The 21,324-nt window shown below is 32.5% G+C and carries 19 protein-coding genes; 16 read left to right on the forward strand and 3 right to left on the reverse strand.

What is annotated here, in order from left to right:
* Window positions 1-475: 475 nt before the first annotated feature.
* On the reverse strand, window positions 476-1,063 hold the full coding sequence (locus tag JHL18_RS21220; protein ID WP_200272950.1) for a TetR/AcrR family transcriptional regulator: 588 nt from the start codon (window positions 1,061-1,063) through the stop codon (window positions 476-478).
* 235 nt (window positions 1,064-1,298) lie between these two features.
* Here JHL18_RS21220 and JHL18_RS21225 point away from each other — a divergent pair, with 235 nt between their 5' ends.
* The 14 genes from JHL18_RS21225 (at window position 1,299) to JHL18_RS21285 (ending at window position 18,596) form a co-directional block, all read left to right on the forward strand.
* Complete coding sequence (locus JHL18_RS21225) at window positions 1,299-2,201, forward strand: ketopantoate reductase family protein (RefSeq protein ID WP_243278085.1); 903 nt, start codon at window positions 1,299-1,301, stop codon at window positions 2,199-2,201.
* Window positions 2,202-2,575: 374 nt separating this feature from the next.
* Window positions 2,576-3,364 (forward strand): AraC family transcriptional regulator, encoded by a 789-nt coding sequence (locus tag JHL18_RS21230; protein ID WP_200272951.1) that lies wholly within the window; start codon window positions 2,576-2,578, stop codon window positions 3,362-3,364.
* Window positions 3,365-3,531: 167 nt separating this feature from the next.
* On the forward strand, window positions 3,532-4,653 hold the full coding sequence (locus JHL18_RS21235; RefSeq protein ID WP_200272953.1) for a glycoside hydrolase family 88 protein: 1,122 nt from the start codon (window positions 3,532-3,534) through the stop codon (window positions 4,651-4,653).
* A gap of 888 nt (window positions 4,654-5,541) precedes the next feature.
* Window positions 5,542-11,199, forward strand: coding sequence for an InlB B-repeat-containing protein (locus JHL18_RS21240; protein WP_200272955.1), 5,658 nt, complete (start codon window positions 5,542-5,544; stop codon window positions 11,197-11,199).
* Entirely contained in the window at window positions 11,199-12,062 is an 864-nt protein-coding gene (locus tag JHL18_RS21245) for a hypothetical protein (protein WP_200272956.1), read from the forward strand. The genes JHL18_RS21240 and JHL18_RS21245 overlap by 1 nt, the downstream gene beginning before the upstream one ends.
* A gap of 10 nt (window positions 12,063-12,072) precedes the next feature.
* Entirely contained in the window at window positions 12,073-13,128 is a 1,056-nt protein-coding gene (locus JHL18_RS21250; protein ID WP_200272958.1) for a mechanosensitive ion channel family protein, read from the forward strand.
* A 26-nt stretch (window positions 13,129-13,154) separates the two neighbouring features.
* Complete coding sequence (locus JHL18_RS21255) at window positions 13,155-14,036, forward strand: mechanosensitive ion channel family protein (protein ID WP_200272960.1); 882 nt, start codon at window positions 13,155-13,157, stop codon at window positions 14,034-14,036.
* Between the two features lie 312 nt (window positions 14,037-14,348).
* A complete protein-coding gene (locus tag JHL18_RS21260; protein ID WP_200272962.1) occupies window positions 14,349-14,729 on the forward strand; it encodes an RrF2 family transcriptional regulator in 381 nt (126 codons plus the stop codon).
* Between the two features lie 147 nt (window positions 14,730-14,876).
* Entirely contained in the window at window positions 14,877-15,506 is a 630-nt protein-coding gene (locus tag JHL18_RS21265; protein ID WP_200272964.1) for a class I SAM-dependent methyltransferase, read from the forward strand.
* A 203-nt stretch (window positions 15,507-15,709) separates the two neighbouring features.
* A complete protein-coding gene (locus JHL18_RS26390; protein ID WP_274600989.1) occupies window positions 15,710-15,838 on the forward strand; it encodes a hypothetical protein in 129 nt (42 codons plus the stop codon).
* A 224-nt stretch (window positions 15,839-16,062) separates the two neighbouring features.
* Entirely contained in the window at window positions 16,063-16,632 is a 570-nt protein-coding gene (locus tag JHL18_RS26095; RefSeq protein WP_243278091.1) for a hypothetical protein, read from the forward strand.
* A 53-nt stretch (window positions 16,633-16,685) separates the two neighbouring features.
* A complete protein-coding gene (locus tag JHL18_RS21275) occupies window positions 16,686-17,420 on the forward strand; it encodes a DUF429 domain-containing protein (RefSeq protein WP_200272966.1) in 735 nt (244 codons plus the stop codon).
* A gap of 234 nt (window positions 17,421-17,654) precedes the next feature.
* Window positions 17,655-18,110: a GNAT family N-acetyltransferase gene (locus JHL18_RS21280; RefSeq protein WP_200272968.1), complete on the forward strand. Its 456-nt coding sequence runs from the start codon at window positions 17,655-17,657 to the stop codon at window positions 18,108-18,110.
* A gap of 135 nt (window positions 18,111-18,245) precedes the next feature.
* On the forward strand, window positions 18,246-18,596 hold the full coding sequence (locus tag JHL18_RS21285; RefSeq protein ID WP_200272970.1) for a DUF2200 domain-containing protein: 351 nt from the start codon (window positions 18,246-18,248) through the stop codon (window positions 18,594-18,596).
* Window positions 18,597-18,770: 174 nt separating this feature from the next.
* On the opposite strand, the gene JHL18_RS21290 is transcribed toward JHL18_RS21285, so the two are convergent.
* Together JHL18_RS21290 and JHL18_RS21295 are read right to left on the reverse strand one after the other, a co-directional pair.
* A complete protein-coding gene (locus tag JHL18_RS21290) occupies window positions 18,771-19,322 on the reverse strand; it encodes a Uma2 family endonuclease (protein ID WP_200272972.1) in 552 nt (183 codons plus the stop codon).
* A gap of 149 nt (window positions 19,323-19,471) precedes the next feature.
* Window positions 19,472-20,101 (reverse strand): CYTH domain-containing protein, encoded by a 630-nt coding sequence (locus JHL18_RS21295; RefSeq protein WP_207753081.1) that lies wholly within the window; start codon window positions 20,099-20,101, stop codon window positions 19,472-19,474.
* A 322-nt stretch (window positions 20,102-20,423) separates the two neighbouring features.
* Between JHL18_RS21295 and JHL18_RS21300 the strand changes: the two genes are divergently transcribed.
* Together JHL18_RS21300 and JHL18_RS21305 are read left to right on the forward strand one after the other, a co-directional pair.
* The gene (locus JHL18_RS21300) at window positions 20,424-20,741 is read left to right on the forward strand and encodes a PadR family transcriptional regulator (protein WP_200272976.1); all 318 of its coding nucleotides are present in this window, start codon (window positions 20,424-20,426) and stop codon (window positions 20,739-20,741) included.
* Entirely contained in the window at window positions 20,741-21,307 is a 567-nt protein-coding gene (locus JHL18_RS21305; RefSeq protein WP_207753082.1) for a DUF2812 domain-containing protein, read from the forward strand. Before JHL18_RS21300 ends, JHL18_RS21305 begins: the two co-directional genes overlap by 1 nt.
* Window positions 21,308-21,324: the final 17 nt, after the last annotated feature.

Genomic DNA, 21,324 nt, shown 5'->3' on the forward strand with positions numbered 1-21,324 from the left:
TAGTTTTTAGAATACATAGCAGCCAAGAATAGATACTATCTTTCTATTCCTGGCTGCTTGTTTAAATTATGCTCTTTTGTAAATCCACAATATACTAATCCTATTTCGTTATATTTTATTTTTTATGTCCTCAAGTAAGTTATTTTCACATTTTTCTTCATAAGATCTTCTTCACTGCTCTGTGATGATTTCTTCTGCGTTAGGAGATTCATAGTTACCAATCTTAAAATTAATAACTTGGAGCATTTTAGTGAGCCTTTCTGTGCATCCGCCTTTCAGAGGGCATATGCGAAAAAGCTGACTGGTGAATATATTTTACTTTTACTGTATAGCCTAAGAATATAGGTTATACGCTTGAAATCACTATGTTTATCTATCTTGTAAATTTATTTTTCACTAAAACAGATTAATGGGGATGTGGACTTATGCTCAACATATATTGGCATAAATCTAAATCCATAAATAAATGGAGCCATTAAGAATGACTATTACTATATAATTCTAACCCCTTCATTACATATGTACTAGCAAGATCTAAAAGCAAATCAGGACTATTATCTTTGCCTTCCTTAAGCCAAGAATAAGCAGCACTATAGATAGCAGAGCATGTCATTGCTGAAATAATCTTTATATTTAAGTTATCTAGTGTAGAGAACGTAGCATCCTTTGAAAATATATTCTCTATCATTTGTTGAAGCATTTTTCTAATCTTTTCATCTACGAGCGTAGCAATGGACTTTGAATCTAATCTGCAGGTCTTATAGAAGGATACAATATAGTCGTAGGTCATTAAAATAAGCTGGCTGCAGGTTTCATCGTTAAACTCCTTCGAATGTAGAACTTTTTCAGGAATCATTTTGTTAAAAGCTACTTCTGTTATATCTTCAAGTAAAGCATATTTATCTTCATAGTGAGCATAAAAGGTAGCTCTATTGATAGAAGCCCTTTCTGCGATATCTTTTATGGTAATTGAATCAAAGCCTTTCTTTTGTAATAAAGCACTGAAAGCTTCTTTTATTAATTGGCGTGTGCGCAAAACTCTTGGATCTTCTTGATTTACCATATATATCTTCCTTTCAAAACATCAAATATTAAAATATGTTGCCTAAGCAACTTTTCACTCAATCTGATTATTGTACTCTTATGAACGTCGTACTATTATACTATCATACAGATGTTGCTTAAACAACATGTAAAGATGAACTGCTTCTATATGAAAGATATTTTCAAAATTCCTTTATCTTCTAAGAGGAGAGCTGAATATAAGTTTTAAAATAAAGTGGTTCTTCTATAATTTTTTGAAGGGATGGATAACAATGAGTATAAAACAAAAAAGGATTTTGGTATTTGGAGCTGGTGTGGTTGGTAGTATATACGCACTTAGATTTGCACAGTCCGGACTGGATGTAACATTGCTTGCTAGAGGAAATAGACTAGAAGCACTTAAAAAAGATGGACTACTATATAACGATAATGGCACCGTAAAAACAATAGAAATTAAAATAATAGAGAAACTTGAAGATGACGATATCTACGATTTTATATTTGTTCCAGTGCGTTATGATCAGGCGGAAGAAGCATTGTCTACAATTATGAATAATAAGAGCAAAAACATTATCACCTTGACCAACACCATGGGATATGAACCTTGGCTTGAAGTTGTAGGAGAGAGATTGCTTCCTGGATTTCCTGGTGCAGGTGGAGATATCAAAGATGGAGTCCTGTATGCACAGTTTGGTACTGAAAAACACCAAGGAACTATCTTTGGTGAAATAAATGGGCAGGTTACCGAAAGAGTGAAAGAGCTTGCACAAATATTTGAAACAGCTGCTTTGCATTATGAAATACAAAAAGATATTAAAGCCTTCCATATCTCACATACTGCCACAGCCATAGTAATCAAACATTTTTATGTAAGTGACGGCATGATGGATGTAGAAACGGCAAAGAGTGAAAGTGCTCTACTTAAGATTGCCAAAGAGCTTAAAGAAAATTTACAAAAGGTAGAGCAATCAGGGATTCCAGTGATTCCACCTGAAACTAAGTTAATGGGACAGTTACCTGAAAATAATATTATTGAAATGTATCGCACTATGCTGAGCAATGATTTCACCATTGATGTATTGCTTGGAAACCATGCTGTAAGTGCAAAGAAAGAAATAATGATGTTGGATGAGATGTTTAATAAACAGATACTTTAAAGAAGTAAAAGTCCTTCAAACCAGCATTATATAAGTAAATTGTTAAAAAGTTATATTTTTAAAAACTTAAAAATTTAAAAAGTTAACGATTTAACATGTAAACAATAAAAAAATTAATGAGATTTAATCTGCAAATAATTATAGAAAAAGTACTAAAGTTTATGCCATATGCTCCTTTATAATAGACAGTGAAGAGGATAAGACTGCAACTATAGAGGAGCATTTTATATATAAAAAAGCAGGATGTGTTAAGTTATAGCTGAATAGGATATTGTAAACACAAGAGAATTTGTTAAAATAAGACTATAATTCAAATAAACAATGGATTATATGATAAGTGGTAATAGAACAATTGATTAAATTAGGAGAAAACTATGATAAAGGTAAATATAGGAGGGTGTAACAATCATCATCCTCAGAATTTTGTGGTAAGACATGTTGAAGGTAGTAAAGATTATTTGCTACTGATTACAAAGTCAGAGACCTCTTTTTCGATTGATGGAAATGAATATGAGACACCTCCAGGAACCATGGTTTTATTTGATAAAAATGTGCCTTCTAACTATAGAAATAAAAGTGGTGAATATATAAATGACTGGTTGCACTTTGATTTTGAAGGGGAAGAGCCGCCTTTTGAAGAGCTTAATATTGTTTTAAACAAACCGGTGGTACTAAATGATATTACATCTCTGTCCTTGATCCTAAATTTAATTATTAATGAAATGCATTCAAAAAGTCCATACAAGGAGGATATTTTAGATCATTATGTAAAAATACTACTATATCGTCTTTCTGAGCAGCTCCAAAATAAAAACGATTCCATAAAATCACAGCCTTTGTATCAAAAGTTATTGGAACTAAGAGCTAAGATTTATAATAACCCCCAGGAGAAGTGGACTATTACTAGAATGTGCAAGGAGCTTAAGATTAGTTCTTCTTATATGCAGCACATTTATAAACATACATTTCAGACAAGCTGTATGAATGATGTAATCAATGCAAGAATAGAGCAGGCTAAGTTCTATCTTTTGCAGTCTGTACTTAGCATAAGAACTATTGCTGAGAATTGCGGTTATGAAAGCGATATTCATTTTTCAAGGCAGTTTAAGAGATTTACTGGTATGTCGCCAAGGGATTATCGGGATACCATGATATCAAGATAGGATAAGCTAAGTTATAAATATTTGTAGATCTGTAGAAACAGTTATTTAGGCTAAGGCTTGGAGTAGTTTATCTGTTCAGAGTAATAGATATGAAGTAGATATCTTTAACTATAAAATTTATTATATAAAAGTTTTAACTTTAAAAAGCTATGGGAGGAAAAGGGTATATGAGTGAATTAAATTGGGTAGAGGAGACTTTTGAGAAAATAATTAAAAAATCTGAAATTGTTGTAGGTCGTAATAGAGAGAACATACCTTATACAATCATTGATGGCAGATTTGACGACATGGCGAAAAGTAATTTTTGTTGGTGGACCAATGGTTTTTGGGGAGGTATGATGTGGCAGTTATATCACGCTACAAACAATGCTTTGTATAGAGAAATCGCAGAGAATAATGAAAAAATACTGGATAAAAATCTTATGGAGGCAGAGGGGTTAGATCATGACAATGGTTTTAAGTGGCTTCCTACATCTGTTGCTAATTACAGATTAACAGGTAATACTGCTTCTAAAAACAGAGCACTGCTTGCGGCAAATAATATGGCTGGAAGATTTAATCCTGCTGGTTCCTTCATACGGGCTTGGAATGACTGGGGGGAAACCAAGAATACAGGTTTAGCAATTATTGATTGCATGATGAACCTTCCTTTGCTTTACTGGGCATCAAAGGAAATAGGTGATCCGCGTTTCAAGCAGATTGCCATGCTTCATGCAGATACAGCAGAAAAATACTTTATAAGACCAGATGGTTCTGTAAATCATATTGTTGAGTTTAATCCAGAAACTGGTGAATATATTAAATCCCTTGGCGGTCAGGGTTATGGAGAGGGTTCTTCTTGGACTAGGGGACAGGCTTGGGCTTTATATGGATTTGTTTTGAGTTATATTCATACAAAGAAAGAAGAGTATTTAGGTGCATCACTTAGGGTTGCAAATTATTTTATCGCCAATATACCAGACAGTGGGCTAATACCTGTTGACTTTAGACAACCAGAGGATTGTACTTATGAGGACTCAACTGCAGCTGCTATTGCTGCCTGTGGATTATTAGAAATCTCAAAGCAAGTAAAGGAAGCTGATAGAATAGTTTATGAGAAGGCTGCCACTAAATTAATAAAAGCTTTGGTAGAGGAAAGCTGCAATTGGGATGATCAGGTTGATAATATCTTAGAAAAATGTACAGCGGCTTTTCACGATAAAAACCATGAATTTTCAATAATATACGGAGACTACTTTTTTATTGAAGCAATCTGGAAATTAACCGATAAGGAACTTTTTATCTGGTAATAAAGAACGTTAAAGATGCTGTCTCAGCTAAAAACATTGGACTTTACAGAACAGAGCTGTTCACTATTGGTTCAGTTAAGTATACAAGTAAGAAAAACTGTAGAGGTTACAGTCGTGTTATTGTTAACTTAAAAAACGGTACAAATAAAACTGTATTGTCCTCAATTTTTGACTTGAAAGAAAAGCAAACCCATTTAGCCCTAGGTATGCCTTGCGAATCTGAATATTTAATTTATAGATTAGAATAAGCGATAATATTAGTAAAAGGTGAAAAAATTAGCAGTCCTTCGTTTATAATTGATACTTTAAAATTATTAGAACAATAAAATAAAAACAGTAATAATATCTACAAATATTGTTACTGTTTTTTCTATATATATTTTGTTTTATAAACATTGATAGAGAGTTTTGATAAAAATAAAGAAGAACGTTGATTATAAGATACTTATTAATTAGATGAAAAACTTTCCAAAACGGAGTTTCTTCTTTAATTTATCCATATTATGAACATTGTATTAACTAAAGTTCCATGATAATATATAATAAATTGTTGAAAATTGAAGTAATATGGAAAATAATGTTGAAATAATAAAGAAATTTATCCTATATGAACCCAAATAAGTAAGCTATATTGTGAGTACAAGCTGACGCTTATGCTGTGCCCCGTGTAACTATGAGACTTCACCTTAGATAAGGATCAGTGGAAGTTAAAGAATTATTGGGTTATATAGGATTTTTTTATAGAAATTTAATTAGTTTTTGCCATGAAATCATTGCTTCAAGTGATTTAGTGGAAGATATAAATTTTTAATTAAATAAGAAATAATTTTTAGAACTATAGCAAGATAATCTTTATCAAAGACTTATTATCAACGAGGGAGAAGAAATATGGAGACAAAGGTACACAAAAGCAGAGAAAAAAGTTTTATGGAGAAAGTGTTTTCCATATTACTTTCATTGATTTTCATAGTAACGATATTGCCGCCAACTAATGCTGTGTCTGCGGATGAAGAGATTATGAGTGTGGTGATGGGAACACCTACTTGGAGTAGTACAATTGATTACAGTTTTAAGGATGCAGTGGTTAAAGGCACAAACATTACTTCTATTATGATTAAAGGGACAAACTACACAGGCATTATGTCAGTTCCTTCTTCACCAGCGGTTTCTGCAACCTTAAGAAATACCTCAGGAACTACCACAATGCAGACTTATGTGTTTAGTTCTGGTATTACTAGTGTACAGGCTCAGAATTTTATTAGAGGTATCGTGTTTAGATTTACACCAAATGCAGTGGTTACTATTACTGTTGATGGTAATAAGACAAACTTACCACAGGGGGCTTCAATTACTCAATTAAATCCTCCAAATGATGTAAATAATCCTCATTATTATATGTTTGTAAATAATATTGTTCCATGGCAGGAGGCGTATAACACCGCAAAGCAATATAACTTCATGGGAATGAAAGGTTATCTTGTAACTATTACTTCACAGGCTGAGGATCAAGTACTAACAAACATTTCAGCATTACCAGCATGGGCGGGAGGAACTCGTCTTACAAAGGATAGCAATAAAACCGCCATATTGGATGACGATTTTATAAACCCACTGGATATAAGCAATGAGGGAAATGTTTTCTATTGGGCCACAGGACCAGAAGCTGGAGGAATATTTTATTTAGGAAAGTATGCAGGTGGTAGATCCTTTGGATATACTAACTGGACTCCTGGTGAGCCAAACTATGTAGATGGTAAGGAAAACACCCTTCAGGTCAATTACATGTATCAAAATAATAGGGCTTGGAATGACTTACCTGTGGATTATGCTGCATCTGAGCTACTTAGTGGATACTTCGTAGAGTTTTCAAAATATGATAAAGGAATGGATCAAAGTTATTCTGCTATAAAAAGCAGCAGTGCAAGCTATACAATGCCAGCAAGTGGACCTGCACCGGCTCTTGCCAACTTCCTTATGTTTGGAAATTTTGATTATAATGGTGAGAGAAAGGGTTTATTACCTATAATTTCTGGTGTGAGTCTTACTTTGAATACAGATTATACTATCTTGTATACTGGCAGAAATTCAACGGTATATAACAGTGCTGATGCACCAATATATCCAGGGCAATATACAATAAATATAATTCTAACTCCTGCAGGTTTGCAAAAGGCTTTTGTAGAAAATGAGCTTTCAAATGACTTTGAGATAACAAAAGCGGTTTTAACTCCATCAGGTATTGCTAATCCGCAGAAGAATTACGATGGAAATACCTCATTACCAGGTGGAAGTGTAACTTCTTATTTAGGCAAAATTGGAAATGACGATGTAGGTATAAACTATGCTTCAGCTCAGTTTGATAATGCAAATGTTGGAGATGGAAAATCAGTAACTGTATCAGGGCTTAGTCTTACTGGAATGCAAAGCAGCTATTATACATTGTCAGCGAGCTCATTTACAGTAAACAATGGGCAGATAGTTGAGAGTGTACCTGGTGAGGTTACAAATCAAATGTTTGATGATAAGACTGTAACATACAATGGAGAACCACGGACTAATGTTTTATCCGCCTTGCCCATGGGAGTGTCAAGTGTAACATATAGCTATGAGGGAATAGGGCTTACCTTCTATGGACCAACAGAAGTTCCACCTAAAAATGCAGGTATTTATAGTGTAACAGCATCATTTACAATGCAGACAGGGTATAAACAGCTCGCAGCAGTTACAAAAAAACTTACTATAAATAAAGCAGAACAATCTGGACTTACCATCACTGGTATACCAACTTCTAACATAACCTATGGAGATACCTTTAGTGTAGGAACTTCAGGGGGAAATGGAGATGGAAAGGTAACTTATTCATCTACCAATACTGATGTTGCTGTTGTAGAAGGAAATGAAGTGAAAATAATAGGTGTTGGATCCTTTGCGATTACAGCTAATAAGGAAGAAAGTTCTGATGGCACTTACAACCCAGTAAGTTCTACAAGTTCCAATTATACTACCGTAAAGAAAGAACTAAAAATTGCTGGCCTTACTGCGGTAGATAGGGAGTATAACGGAACAAACATAGTGGCTCTTACTGGTGGTAGCTTAGTAGGAATAGTAGGCAATGATGATGCTAATTCCGTGATGCCTACAATGGGAATAGGTTCAAGTAAGGATGTAGGGCTTAGAACAGTAGCCTTTGAAGCTCCTGTGCTTACAGGTACAAAGAAGGATAATTACTATCTAGTACAACCTGAAGTTAAGGTTAATATAGCTAAAAAAGAAGTGAAAATTAACGGAGTAACTGCTTCTAATAAGGTTTATGACGGAAATGCTTTAGCAAAGCTCACTAATAACGGAACCTTGTCTGAAAATTATGATAGTGAGAATCTAAAAATAACAGTAGGGCAAGGAAACTTTATAAATAAAAATGCAGGAAAAGACTTAGAGATTAGCTTTACTGGATTTGCACTAAGCGGTACAGAAGCGGCTAACTACAACCTTTCAGTACAGCCTGGAAATATAAAAGCTAATATAGACAAGGCGCAAATAACAATAAATCCAACTAGTTCACAAAGTAAATACTACGGCGAGAAGGATCAAGAGCTGCAATATAAGTATGAAGGAAATACTACAGGAGAAACACCGTTCTTTGAAAATAAATTAACCCGTGAGTCTGGAGAAACCATTGGTTCTTATGAAATTTTCCTTGGAGATCTCGTACTTAAGGATAATGGTACCTTCCTAAAAGATAACTATGACCTTGTACTTAATAAGGAAAAGGTACTGTTTAAAGTATTAGAGTACACTACAGACAAGAATGGTGCATTAAATCCAGCACAAGGAAAAGAAAACTGGCATACTGGACAGGTTGTATTAACTGCACCTGAGGGCTATGAAATAAGTGATAGTAATGCTTTAGAGGGTAATACGTGGAGTAATACTATTAACCTTGATAGTACAGATGGAAAAGAGAAAATTTACAAATATTACCTGAGAAATAATTCTACAGGAGCAATAACTACCACTGCTAAAGAGGCTTTGTACAAAGTTGATAGTCATGTACCTAAGATAAACAAAGATGAAATAAAGTATGACACTGTGAATGATGGTGTTTTAGCAGGTATAGGAAGGTTCTTAAGCTTTGGTAACTTCTTTAAAAAATCCTTTAGGGTAACTTTAGATGTTTCTGATGTTGGTGACAGCACTGCTTATAGCATAGAGTATATCGTAAAAGATGCTGATGGAAATGAGCTTTTAAAAGGAAGCAGTAAGGTTGAAGATAAAAAAGCAATCCTTGAATTACCTATGGATCAGATAAAGGACGAACAAGTAACTATTGAAATTTATCCTGTTGATGTTGCCGGTAACGAAGGTGAAAGAATACTATTAAAAGGTAAAACTTCAGATAGTACCTTATGGTATGTTTCAGATAAGACTCCTACTGTGGAAGACTTTAAGCTAAAGGACGCAGTGATGAATGATGGACAGGAGATAACGGATGTTTCAGCTACTGTAACTGCAAAGATTAAAGATGAGGGGGGAATATACAAGGTTAGTTATAAGTTTGATAGCTTTACTAACTATGTGGATATCACAGAAGGTTTTGGAAAAAGTGAAAAGCTTACTAAGGAATATACTTTCACTAAGCAATTTAATTCTTCAGGTGAACATTACCTTGAGTTAAAGGTTGAAAATAACTCAGGAGTTACTACGATTAAGAAGATACACTTTACTATAAAAACTCCGGAATCAGCTAAAAAGCTAACTATTTCTGCTAATGGAAGTGCTTATTTTGAGGGAGATTCAATAAAGGTCAAAGATCTAGAATATAACGTAAGTGGTCTTTCAAAAGACGAAAAGGTTCAGGATATTTTAGATACTTCAAATGTGATGGCAGTTATTGATGACAAGATAGTCAGCGGTGACAGCATAGTACTTACAAAAGGTGCTCACACTTTAAGCTTTAACAATATTGCTGCAAAAGGCTATAGCATAGTTTACAACAAAGCTGAGCTCATGGTTTATGAAAAACTTACTGTAAGCTTTAAGGATAGCGACGGAAAAGAGCTCTTAAAGGACGCTTTTGCTCAGAAGGGACAACTTTTAAACATTCCAGATGAGCCAGTAAAAGCTGGTAGTGCCTTTGTTGGATGGTCCACTGAAAAAAATGGAAGTAAGCTTTGGAACTTTACTTACGATAAAGTTAATAATAACATGAATCTATATGCAGTTTGGAGCAATAAAATATACAGCGTAACAATGAGAACCAATAATGGAACACCAGATGTTATTTATAGTTCTGTAGCTTATGGCAAAAGGTTAGCAGAGCCTAAAGTACCAACCTTAGAGAATGCAAGCTTTGCAGGATGGTATCAAGATAGTAGCCTTACAAAGCCTTGGAATTTTGAAAAGGACATAGTAAAGGGCAACACTACTATTTATGCTAAGTTTACAAAAGATACTTATACCGTAAGCTTTGCTCCTGTAGGAAGTGAAACTCTAAAGCCTATTACTGGCATTAACTATGATCAGCTTGTAAGACCTATTCCAAGCAAACCAGAAGATAGAGGAAAGCTTTTCGCTGGATGGTATCTTGATAAAGAGCTAACACAGCCTTTCGAGTTTGCCTTTGATACAGTTAAAAGCAATATAACCTTATATCCAAAATGGGTTGATAAAACCTATACTATCTTCGGTGGTGTAACTGATGCTTCTGGTAACATCATGAAAGAAACAAAGGTTGAAATACTTAAAAATCAAACTGTTCTTGCAGCTGCAACTACAGATGAACATGGATTATTTAGATTTATACAGGTGCCTAAGGGAAGTTATTCTCTTAGAGCTACAGATGAAAAACGAAATGTAGCTATGAATATTAATGTTGAAGATAAGGATCTTATGGAACTTGTGCTTGCATTTCCATCCAGTGCTGTTTCTGTAGCTCCATCAAAGGAAAACAGTACAAAGGGAATATATGTTGACAAGCTTGATAAAATCTTTGACTTTACAAAAGCAAATTATCTAACCGTTACAGAGCAGAAAACCCTTAGAAATGGGGGCAAGGTTGAGGTAAAGGTTGATACCCTGGATGAACAGAAGATATCACCTGAAAAAATTAAGGAAGTGCAGCAGTATATCAGTTCTCTTGGAAAGGTCTCTGGCGAACTTTACAATGTAGAAATTGAAAAGCTCGTATATGACAACACTGGAAAGGTATCAAAGGGATATATCAGTGAAACCAATGAACCGATAACCGTTAAGATTAAGCTTACAGCTAGCAGTAAAAATAAAAACAATTATCAGATTGTTAGAGAGCATAATGGAGAAATGCAGATGATTTCTAAGGAACCTGTAAACGGAGAGTACTTTGAGGTTAATGGAGATGAGCTTATCGTTCACTCTAAAAAGTTTTCTACCTTTGCAGTTGTCTTTGATAAGCATTACGCACCTATGATAAGCTGGCTTATTGCACTTATCCCACTAGGACTTCTAATTGCACTATTATACACTAAAAACAAAATTAAGACTTCTGAAAAGATAGGTGGTGAGAGTTAATGGATGATTTTATTGTAAGAGGTGAAGAAAAGGAAAGTGTTTTAGATAATGATCGTGTGATACATGATGAATCCTATGCAGTGGTATCTGAGGATAACGCTTCAAAGGTTGATGAAACACATAGCCATCACGAAACTAGAAATGAACAACATGATTTACATAGTATAGATGAGGACGATAATGAGGGCATGGGCAAAGGTTCGTTAAGGGAAAACATGCAATCTATCACTGGAATATTTGCATCCGTTGCTGTCACCGCAGTAGTGGCAGTAACAGTTGCCTTTAGTGATGCACCAGTAGTCAACATAGCCTCCTTTGATGTTGGAAAAAACTATGTTGAGTACTCAGCTGATATTAATAACGAAACCGGTAAAAAACTTCTAATAAGTGTGAGCAGTGATGATAAAACCTATGAGAAAGAAGTGGATACAGGTACAGTTAGCGATATGGTAAAGGACCTTAAGCCTGATAAGAAATATACTTTTTCAATAAAGGCTGTAGATGGTATAAAGCGTACCTTTTTAACTAAAAGCTTTAGAACAATGAAGAGTGAAAAAGAGTATGAACCTAAGATATCAGGAATAACAACAGAGCGAAATGACTCAGATAAGAAGTTATACATTAAATTTGAAGTTTCTGATATTTATTCTTATTATTCAGGGTACAAGCTAATACTAAAGGATAATGGAAAAGTAGAGGGGGAAATCCCAATACCTGATATTACAAAAAATACGGTTTTAAGCTTAGAGAGCTATTCAAAACCACAATATACTGTTGAACTAATAGCAAATTCCTCTATGCCTAGCGACCGTAATAATAATATTAATCAAAAAACTGTTTACAGTGCAATTATTAAAAATTGAGGTGCGATAAATGAGTGAAAACATAAAGAAAGAAAAAAAGAAAAAAACTAAGGTTGAAATAATATCAATGATTATTAATATTTTACTTTATATGTCCATTGCTGCTTTTATTCTAATAGGAGTATTTGCAGAGAAACTATTTGGACCAGATAATATTTTTACACAAAATATCGGTTCAATTTTTGATATTAAGGGTAATTTAATGGACAATCTGCCTAATATTTTAAAATGTATGACATATATAATACTAGTATATTTCTTAAGTAAGTTAGCAAGATATGTTTTAAATAAGCTGTTAAATGTTTTTAAAAAGGGTAAGACAGCAATAAATCTTTTAGATAGCTTCATAAAGTATGGCTGCGGTATCGCTATAATATTCTTATTTTTAGGGGCTGTAGGTGTAGATACAACCACATTACTTGCCAGTGCAGGTATACTTGGATTAGCTGTAGGCCTTGGAGCACAATCTATCATTGAAGATGTTATTGCAGGCTTGTTCCTTGTATTTGAAAAAACTTTTGTGGTTGGAGATGTAGTAATAGCAAACGGCTTTAGAGGAACCATCAAGGAAGTAGGTATCCGTACTACTAAAATAGTAGATATTGGAGGAGACACTAAGGTTATAAACAACTCAAAAATAACTGATGTAATAAACATGACAAATCACCTTTCGCTAGCAGTATGTGACGTAGAGATCGAATACGGTGAATCACTTGAAAGAGTTGAAGCTATTCTTGCTGAAAGATTAGAGGAAATAGGTTCAAGAATAACAGGAATTGTTGAAGGCCCATTTTATAAGGGTGTTGGTGCATTAAACACTAACGGTGTAAGCCTTAAGATTATTGCAAACTGTCACGAAAAGGATAAGTTCCAAATAAGAAGAGAACTTAATCGTGAGATCAAGCTTTTATTTGATGAATGCAACATTGACATGCCATATCCGCACATAGTGGTAAATGATAGTACTGAATTTTCAAAGCCAACTAAAGAAGACATAAATAAGGCAAGAGAATTCATGCTTAGGCATAAGGAATTATCAAAGCATATAGAGAATGATATACATTAAGATAGGGTACAAGGAGTGTGAGAAAAATGGCTGCCAAGAAAAAAGGTAAGCATCTGCTGCTGGCAGTGGCAATCTTTTGTCTGGTAGTAGCGTTAGTTTTTATGGCGTTCTACCAAAAGACATTTGGAACAGAAGCTGTAAGTGTCAAGGCATTTAAAATTGTATCAGAATTACTTTTTGCTTTTATTTTAACTGCTGTTGTAAGAACGCTAGTACAGATTGTTATCAGAGATTTTGGCACAAATGAAATGATAACTGAGTTTTTAGGATCTGTGATCATTTGTATTTTGTTCTTTAACATGACCTTTAACTCCTTGGTAGTACTAGGAGTTAACCCTAAGGCTTTAAAATCAATCAGTTCAGTAACAGCTTTAATGGTAGGGATAGGAAGCAAGAAGATTATTGCTAACTTACTAGCAGGAGTATTTATTGAAGTTGAAGATCTAATACATCCTTTTGACTTTATTATTATTAAGAAGTATGCAGGACTTGTAGTAGACAAAAATTTATTTTATGTCACCTTAGAAGATGGAGATGAAAACAGAAAAAAGATTAAAAGCAAAGACTTTGTAAATTTCAATAATGCATCCTTCAATTTGAGTACTATCAACATAGATGCAAAGGTATCAGTTAAGGTGCCCTTTAAAGAGATTGAAGCAATCGTGAAAGCTGTTCTTGAAAATCCAGAGGAAAAATATCCTTCCTTTGTAGATAAACCTGAATTTCAAGGCATTGAGAAATTTAGCGATGGCAAAATGCATTTAAGATTTACGGGAAGATGTAAAGGTAAGGACAGAAAGAAATCAATGGTCAGTCTTACATCTCAAATAGCAACACAGTTTAAAAAGAATGGTATTGGAATCTTGTTGCCGCAAATGGAAGTTATTAGAGGAGTGCGAAGAACTTAAAAATATAAATTCTATTGCTTAACGACACATCCGTATATAACAACAAAACCTTTGGAATCAAGTAATTGTGATTTTAAGGGTTTTGTTTTATTGTTTTAATTATAAGAAAAAGCTATGTGCTAAAATATACTTAAGCTCTATAATAATTTGGCTCTGTTTAATAATAATGTTGAAGATAGAGTTTGTACGTTTAGATAAAAAATATAATAAAGATTACTTGATTATTAATAAGTATTGACTAAAAGTATAAACAGATATATTATAGACAAATACAGTCTGTAATATCTGATTAAGCATACATGGAGGTTTAGCATGAAATATACAAAAGCTACTAATTATGCATTGCATATAGTTGCATATATGATTAAGTATGATAAAAGAGATAATTTAAGTTTGCAACCTTTGGCAAACCATTTAAATATTTCGCCTAGTTATTTGTCAAAGATTTTAACACAGTTAGTAAAAGCTAATATAATTCAATCAACCCCTGGTGTAAATGGTGGTTATATTTTGCGTAAAAACAAAGAAGATATTTCACTTTTAGATGTAATTAAAGCAACTGAAGGAAGTAGCCCTATGTTCATCTGTGAAATGGATGAAAATCATCAGTGCAAAATCCAAAGAGCAATGGAAGAAGCAGAAAATGTAATGGAAACGTATCTTAAAGATAAAAAACTAATTGAAATTATATAAAAACGCTTTAATTTCCTAAGTGTTTTTATATTTTAATTATAGATAAATACAGTCTGTAATATGCTCGATTAAAATAATTATACTTTTATTATAAATAAGATTTACGTTAATAATAAAATCACAAAAAGTTTTAAAGGAGATGTTTATATGTCAGAGTTTTGGGAAAAGAGTTTTGCAGAAAAGCAAGCAATGTGGGGCTTTGAGCCATCAAGTACTGCAATTGTAGTAGCAGATTACTTTGCTGAAAATAATCTAAAGGATATCTTAATACCAGGTATTGGGTATGGAAGGAATGCAAAACCATTTATTGATAATAACATGGAAGTTACAGGAATTGAAATTTCTAAGACGGCAATTAATATAGCAAAAGAAAATGGAATTAATAATAAAATTTATCATGGGTCAGTATCAGATATGCCTTTTGAAAATAAACTCTATGATGGTGTAGCTAGCTTTGCGCTTATTCATTTGTTGAATGAAGAGGAAAGAAAAAAGTTTATTAATGATTGCTATAACCATTTAAAACCAGGTGGATATATGATTTTTACGGCTGTTTCAGAAAAAGCTCCAATGTACGGTAATGGCACGAAGCTTGCTGAAAATTATTATGAAACAACCTATGGGGTAAAACTGTTTTTCTATAATTCTAAGTCTATAGAGAGAGAATTTGGAGATTATGGCCTTATAGATTTTGTAGAGATTGATGATATATATAAGGATAATCCAGATAAACCTCCAGTAAACTTTTTAATGATAAAATGCAGAAAAGAGATATAAAACTGAGTAATATTGTTGTGAGAAGAGGTGCTTTTAGAAACAACTGGAATAATAAATCTATTTTGGCTATAATATAAAGATAAACTACTTGGATTAAAAATATATTAAAAAAAACTCTCACTGGTTCTGGTGAGAGAATTTTAAAATAATAAGTTTTACTACGAAGTGATACATCTATGGGAAATATTAAAGGGGGGAATAATATGTTTAATAAAGATAGGAATGAATCTTCAAGTGATGAAACTACTATATTAAATATTATTGAAAGTCAGGACTTCAAAGATTTATTTATTGATAGAGATATAATAAAAGGATATTTGATTGAAAATTAACTTAAGAATAAGACCCTATAAAGTAGAGCTAATTAATTTGAGGCAGAATACCTCCTTTTATTAATCATGGACTTTATAGGGTCCATTTTATATGTAAGTGACCTTTTTTATTCTATTGGCGTATGTATTAAATAAATGTTGGTAGTTTATAGCTTGTCCTATTAGATATAAGTAACAACATTTATTTAATACATAGTATAAGGCTTTTTTTATACTAAGACCAAGTGAACACCTTTTCATGTTATTCTGCTAGTATTGTCTTTGGAGTTACGTACAATGTATTACACTTGGTATATATTGCACTTTTTTCATCCAGTCTTTTTGGATTAATTATAGCGTTTAACACTATAGATAAAACACAAGTTGAACATAGAATGGGAGATAAAGTTTCGTCTAAAGGTGTTTATATGTTTTTACTGTTAACGGGAATTTCGCTTATTGTAGCCTGGCTTCCAGACATCATTAAATCTTTAGTATCAGGACGTTCTTTAGAACTAATTGAAGTATATACAACACAAATTACATATGTTTTGGATATGGAGATAATTGCGCCAACAGCTTTAATTTGTTTATCTGAATTGAAGAAACGAAGTAGTGTTGGATATATTCTGCTACCATTGTTGTTAACAGTATGTACTATTGTTGGAATAATGCTTCCTATTCAAACAATATTTCAGATAAAGGTAGGAATCTCGCTTCCCATTGGTGCTATTGTAACAAAGATAGGAACTTTTATTGTCTTGGCATTATTTGCGCTATATTTTAATCTGAAATTTTATAAAAATATAAGATAATCAATATAACACTATTTTAAAGTTTAGCTTAAGATAAAAGGAGAGTGTATATTTTGAAATTCATAGGAATAGACGTTCATCTACGTTCAACAGTCACCGCTGTAATAGATGAATATTTAAATATTATAGAAGTTAAAAATCTTTCTTTGGAAGAGACAGTAGATAAAGTGTTAGAGTATAAGCCTCAAATAGTTTCAATAGATGCACCATCAGGCCTAAATACTGGGCTTATGAATGATGAAAATTATAGAGCAGCCTTAGGACGTAAGATAAATGGTCACTATAATAAGAAGGTGTCTGAATATGAACTTTCAAGAAGAGGAATCAATCCTTTCCCTACACCAGATTCAATTGAGAAAGTAAGACTTAGGAACGATCTTTCATGGATGGAGAAGGGGCTTTGGTTGTATGAAGTTCTCAAGGAGAAAAATTATATTCTTTTAAATCAAGATAATTATATGGACAATAGAGAAAGAGGCTTAGTTGAAGTTTTTCCTCATGCTTCATTTTCAGTGTTGGCAGGACAGTTGCCTTTTAATAAAAATACTGAAGAAGGCTTAAATCAGCGTTATCTACTTCTTAAGAATACTGGAATAAGTAACCTAGAGGATATTTTGAGTAATGCAAAGAAAAAGGATAAAGATGATTTTTTAGATTCTATTGCTGCAGCCTACACTGGCTATTTAATTTATAAAGATTTAGGTAGTTTTGTAGGGGATGTGATGGAAGGGCAGATTGGACTACCTGATAAAATGATTAGGGATTCCTATAAGAGGATGAAGAAGTAAGACAAATATTAAAATCTAATGTTTGATTGTTGCTAATACAGCTATTAGGCTTAAGACTACAAGAATTAAAACATTTAGACTAACATATTAAGTATAGGCAAAATGTTCTATATTGTATTTTTCTAGTTTTAGGTAAAATGTTATACTATATTACAATATATTTACGAAAAATATTATAATATAGGAATGAATAATATATGGTAAAATGGGTAAAGCCAAGGGGAGAGGGTACGTATGGATAATGAAATACTTTATAGATTAGCTGATTCTATGGACGCTGAAAAATTTAAACTACTCAATGATTTATTTAATGGTCCAGATACAAATGATATCGAGGATATTAGAAAACATCTTGGTAATATTGAAAGTGAAAGAGTTTTGGTAGCCGAATATAAAGGTAATTTAATTGGATTTTGTTGTGGTCAATTAATTAAGTCAGTATGCTATAAAACTTATAGTTTTGAATTAACTGAGATATATGTTGAAGAGGATTATCAGAAAAAAGGAGTTGGCAAAGGATTAATAGAACATGTAGAATTTTATTGCAATAAAAATAATATCAGAAAGATTGAGCTATTAACAGGTAGTCAGAATTTTAATGCTCAGAGCTTTTATGAACATTTAGGTTATACCAAAACTAATCAGATACATTATAAAAAAAGAATAAGTGAATTGAATGAAAAAGTCTAATCTTGATGCCTGATTTAAAGATAGAAAAAATGTATTAAAAATAACCTAATAATATAGAGTGGGAACTACAAGAAAAGGATTAATCTTCAAGGTTTCATGCTATAATAAATAAAATAACAAAAGTGAGGATATATCATGGAAAAACATAAGATCTATACAATGAGTGTAGCAAGTGTCTATCCCCTTTATGTTGCGAAGGCGGAGAAAAAGGGACGTACAAAAGCAGAGGTAGATGAAATCATCTGTTGGCTAACAGGATATAGTCAAGAACAGTTAGAAGATCAACTTGAAAAACAGGTGGATTTTGAGAATTTCTTCTTGGAAGCACCTAAGCTTAACCCTTCCAGAACTTTGATTAAAGGTGTAGTTTGTGGTGTACGAGTAGAAGATATTGAAGAACCTACTATGAGAGAAATCCGCTATTTGGATAAGCTAATTGATGAGCTTGCAAAGGGAAAAGCAATGGATAAGATTTTGAGAAAATAATTATTTTAAATATAAAGTTTTATTACGGAGTGGCACATACATAACACTGACTCTTTATGCTAGGTATAAAGAATCAGTGTTTTTTGGTTAACTGATATAGTAGTGAAAGCTTAGAAATTCAAAATTAATATTATGTAAGAGGACCTAGTTATTTACTAGGTCCTCAATTAGTAATTATTGAAATATATCTTGTAAACTAATCTTCAAATCAATAAATACTGTGCTTATATATTCATCGTTGCCTTTAAATACATTGGTAATTCTATATTGTCCGTCTTCTAATGAATACTGAATGATTTTTCCATCTTGCTCAACTAGATCATATTCCTGAACACCATACTTTTGATATACCGCAAGCTTAGTTATATAGTCATGAGAGGAGGTACTTTTAGATACTACTTCAAACACAATCTTAGGCGGAGATATGAAGCTTTCTCCTTTTCGTGTAGCATCTTCACACATAACAAATATATCTGGCTTATATTTTCTAAGTTCATTTTCAGATTCAAAAATTACTTCAATTTGTTCATCAAAGGGTTCGCATTTAGTCCCCGCAAAAAAAGCATCTAGCTTTGATAATATCTTTCTTTTGATTCTATTATGTTCAATAGAAGTGGTCGAGCTTAGAGTAATAAAGCCATTATCATATTCAGCTTTACCATCGTATTTAGATTGGATTTCTTCAAAATCCTGTTCTGTATAGTATTGGCTATAACTTATATCCATATGATTAACCTCCATATTCTTTCTTAAGTTCTCCACAATAATCTCTTTTAATTATAACAAAGTAAGTAAAGTAATGTAAGGCTTATGCTAAGTTGAAAATAGAAATATCATACCTTTTAAGGGATGAGGAGAGTTATACTTCATATTTTCTACGTAATAATATCTTCCATATCTTTTAATTTATTAAGGCGTCTTAAAAATCTACTAGTTTTTGAAGTTTTATCTTTTTCGTAGTTTATCTCTAACTCTCTAAAGAAATTAAGCAACACACCATTACAGAATGTTAAATCGCTGCATTCCCATTCAACCTCATAATCTTCTTTTCCTAAATAGTTACTAATATCTAAGCTTATTAAATCATCAATATCATCGATAGAATAATTAGTTCTATTGGTTTCTAGTTGTCCTATTATTGTTAGAGACTTTATATCAATAACTTCATTTAATCTATTATCTATAAATTCTACTATCTCCTTATTACAATGAATACCGTGTTCAATTAAGTTTTCCATATTAACATGTGTTAGTTCTATTGTTTCTTCCATCTTTATATGTGCATGCGCCATAATTTCATTATGGGCTATTGGGGATTTTAATGTTAACTCGATTCTATCATTTAAAACATCTCTAATTCGTAGTCTAATCGCTCTACTATTTAATTCTAGGAATTTATTATCTATATAATAATTAATTTGATTAAAAGAATCCTTTTTAATGTATCTATCTTCAAGAAACTCTTTAAATTTGTGGAAATTATCTTTATTCAATATGTATTTCAATTCTTTTTCAATAATCTTCAAAAATCATCACCCTCTTTAAAATAAGTTAATTAAATTGCTGCTATTATATAAAGCACTAATATTGGTCTTATATGATTTCTCCTATTCTATATATTAACATAATATACCATAAGTGGCTATATAGCTAGATCTACACTTTTACAACAAAATAGAATTTTAGTACCTCGGCCTTCTATAATAATGAGTTGATGATTTTACCATACATTTATGTTAATTATTGACATATATATCGCGCTGCTATATAATTTAATTACGATATATAGCAGTGCGATATATCGAGGTGAAATTCTGGAGGCATAATATGAAAGATAAAATTAAAAGAGTATACATTCCAATGACAGAAACAGGCTTTTATATACTGTACTGCCTGCAGAACGAAATGCATGGTTATAATATAGTGCAGAAGGTTAAGCAGATGACAAATGGTGAGATTAACATAAGTGCAGGAACAATGTATGGAAGTCTATCAAAAATGGAGAATGATGGGCTGATTCAGTTTACCAAGGAAGAAGAGAAACGAAAATTTTACATCATCACAGAACTGGGTAGTGAAGTCCTTACAATCGAATTAAAAAGGATAGAACGGTTATATAGAAATAGCAGAGGTGAATATGTATGATGGAATCTAAAATAGAAAATAAAATCTTTGGTATTGCGGAGTTTGAAGAAGAGGAAAGATGGCTGGAAGAAGAGCACAAAAATGGGTGGAGACTTGTTAAAACCAATGGAAAAAGGTATCAGTTTGAAAGATGTGATTCTGGTGAGTGGGTTTATCAGATTGATTTTAAGGAAAAAGATGCATCAGATGAAGAATATATTAAGCTGTTTAAAGATTGCGGCTGGGAATATGTATTGCAGCATGATAAGTGGCGTTATTTTCGCAGGAAAAAAGAAGATGGTATCGACTTATCAATTTTTAGTGACAGATTTTCAAGGATGGATATGTATAGCAAAATAATTCAAAGCAACAGACTTATAGTTACCGTAGCTTTGTTTATAATTGCGTGTGTAATAGAATACTTATCATTTTTTACTACAGTATTTAAAGGAGAGGGCGGTAGCTATTTGGTTGACTTTTTTAAAGCTGCAACGCCTTGGATTGGCTGTGGATTTTTTGTGGCTACCAGTTTTTCAGTTAAGCAGTATATAAAACTCAGAAGTATGATTAATGAGTTTAAACTATAGATTAAAAAAGCCTTTGA

Source organism: Clostridium yunnanense (assembly GCF_016595795.1).
Classification (GTDB): Bacteria; Bacillota; Clostridia; order Clostridiales; family Clostridiaceae; genus Clostridium_AR; species Clostridium_AR yunnanense.

Coding starts and splice junctions, on each gene's coding strand:
- JHL18_RS21240 (WP_200272955.1), top strand. CDS start 5,542: ATGGAGACAAAGGTACACAAAAGCAGAGAAAAAAGTTTTATGGAGAAA.
- JHL18_RS21230 (WP_200272951.1), top strand. CDS start 2,576: ATGATAAAGGTAAATATAGGAGGGTGTAACAATCATCATCCTCAGAAT.
- JHL18_RS21220 (WP_200272950.1), bottom strand. CDS start 1,063: ATGGTAAATCAAGAAGATCCAAGAGTTTTGCGCACACGCCAATTAATA.
- JHL18_RS21235 (WP_200272953.1), top strand. CDS start 3,532: ATGAGTGAATTAAATTGGGTAGAGGAGACTTTTGAGAAAATAATTAAA.
- JHL18_RS21260 (WP_200272962.1), top strand. CDS start 14,349: ATGAAATATACAAAAGCTACTAATTATGCATTGCATATAGTTGCATAT.
- JHL18_RS21265 (WP_200272964.1), top strand. CDS start 14,877: ATGTCAGAGTTTTGGGAAAAGAGTTTTGCAGAAAAGCAAGCAATGTGG.
- JHL18_RS21300 (WP_200272976.1), top strand. CDS start 20,424: ATGAAAGATAAAATTAAAAGAGTATACATTCCAATGACAGAAACAGGC.
- JHL18_RS21290 (WP_200272972.1), bottom strand. CDS start 19,322: ATGGATATAAGTTATAGCCAATACTATACAGAACAGGATTTTGAAGAA.
- JHL18_RS21245 (WP_200272956.1), top strand. CDS start 11,199: ATGGATGATTTTATTGTAAGAGGTGAAGAAAAGGAAAGTGTTTTAGAT.
- JHL18_RS21285 (WP_200272970.1), top strand. CDS start 18,246: ATGGAAAAACATAAGATCTATACAATGAGTGTAGCAAGTGTCTATCCC.
- JHL18_RS21305 (WP_207753082.1), top strand. CDS start 20,741: ATGGAATCTAAAATAGAAAATAAAATCTTTGGTATTGCGGAGTTTGAA.
- JHL18_RS21255 (WP_200272960.1), top strand. CDS start 13,155: ATGGCTGCCAAGAAAAAAGGTAAGCATCTGCTGCTGGCAGTGGCAATC.
- JHL18_RS21250 (WP_200272958.1), top strand. CDS start 12,073: ATGAGTGAAAACATAAAGAAAGAAAAAAAGAAAAAAACTAAGGTTGAA.
- JHL18_RS26390 (WP_274600989.1), top strand. CDS start 15,710: ATGTTTAATAAAGATAGGAATGAATCTTCAAGTGATGAAACTACTATA.
- JHL18_RS21280 (WP_200272968.1), top strand. CDS start 17,655: ATGGATAATGAAATACTTTATAGATTAGCTGATTCTATGGACGCTGAA.